We start from the raw sequence: 1,448 nt of genomic DNA, 5'->3' as shown, positions 1-1,448 counted from the left end.
GAGCTGGGGGGTGAGCCCGGTTCGCTGGAGCGGTTCCGGGCGGTGTTCTCGAACATCGTGGCCACCATGAGTGAGCCCGGTTCGATGTGGGGGCTCGGCATGGAGATCATGACCATGGGTGACAAACTGCCCGATGTGCGCGACCAGTTGGCCCGGGCCCAGCGTGAAGGCGGGCGGGGCATGGTCGCGTTGATGACGAGCGTGCCCGAGGCGGAGATCCCGGACGAGACCGCGGACACCCTCGGCGCTCTCTACATGACGCTGATCACGGGGCTCATCGCACAGTGGAACTTCGACCCGGCGAGCGCGCCCGACGCGGAACAGCTCACCGAGGGCCTGCGCCAGGTGCTTGAGGGTATGGGCGAGGTGCGGTGATCCGGCGGTCCCACAACGCCGGCGCCACCGCCCCCAGCATCAGCAACGCGGTCAGCGCGAAGGCCCACGGGTAACCCGTCAGGCCCGCCGCGACGCCGAAGCCCGCCGCGCCTACGCCCATTCCGCCGTCGTAGGCCAGGTTCCACAGGGCGCTGACCGTGCCGTACGAGGCGGCGGAGACGCGGGTGTACATCAGGGCCAGCGTGGCGTTCTGGGCGATGCCGAAGCCCGCGCCGAACACGGCGGTGCCCGCGATGACCGCTACCGGGTTGGCAGTTGGAGCGATGACCAGGACGCCCGCCGCCGACAGGAGCAGGCCGGGGAGGACGAGCCGCGCGCTGCCGTGCCGGTCGCCGTGGCGGCCCGCGAGCCAGCGCGTCAGGGTCGAGGCCGCGGTCTGCACGAACAGGGCCGCCGCGACGACTCCGGCCGACGCCGACGGCACGGCCAGCGGCAGGAAGGTCACCACGATGCCGGCGGCGGTGGCGGTGGCCGCGAAGACCAGGACCGGCCGGAGCAGCGCGCCCGTGCGCAATCCCCTTACGACACCCAGTGGTTGCTCGGAGCGGTCCGCCCGGTCCGGCAGTCCGAGGACGAAGACGATCGCGGCCAGCGCGGCGAGGCCGCCGGTGACGGCGACCGGGCCGTAGCCCACGCGGTCGACCAGCCACAGTCCCAGCGGCAGCGCGACCAGCGACGGCACCCCGGACACCACACCCACCAACGCCAGCCCCTCGCCCCGGCGTTCGTCCGGGATCAGCGACGCGGTGAGGGCACCGCCCGCGACGATCGTCAGCGCGAAACCGAGCCCGCGCACGAAGCACACGGCCGCGATCCAGGCTGCCTGCCCCGAGACGGTCAGCACCAACGCCGGTGCCCCGAGCAGGAACAGTCCGGCGATCAGGGTCAGCCGATACCCGAAGCGCGCGACCAGCCGGGGCGTGCCCAGCTCCCCGAGCACCGTCGCGAGCATCAACGAACCCGTCGCGAGCCCCGCCGCGCCCCCGCCGCCCCGCTCGGCCGCGTACGCCGGTACGACCGACAGCAGCAGGAAGAAACTGAGACTGGCCCCG

The 1,448-nt window shown here is 72.9% G+C and carries 1 protein-coding gene and 1 pseudogene; one reads left to right on the top strand and one right to left on the bottom strand.

Annotated features, from left to right (window positions below; all coding sequences use genetic code 11):
- Positions 1-375, top strand: a pseudogene (locus AC31A1_RS51355) (TetR/AcrR family transcriptional regulator); the annotation flags it as partial.
- Here the strand turns inward: AC31A1_RS51355 and AC31A1_RS51350 are convergent.
- Positions 326-1,448, bottom strand: a 1,123-nt coding sequence (locus AC31A1_RS51350; RefSeq protein ID WP_489659905.1) for an MFS transporter, incomplete at its 5' end; no start/stop codon positions are given. The pseudogene AC31A1_RS51355 and the gene AC31A1_RS51350 sit on opposite strands and share 50 nt — an antisense overlap.

It is taken from the genome of Streptomyces sp. P5F9 (genome assembly GCF_057961495.1).
Note: the sequence above shows the minus strand (reverse complement) of the source record. Positions and strands in the feature narration are given on the sequence as shown.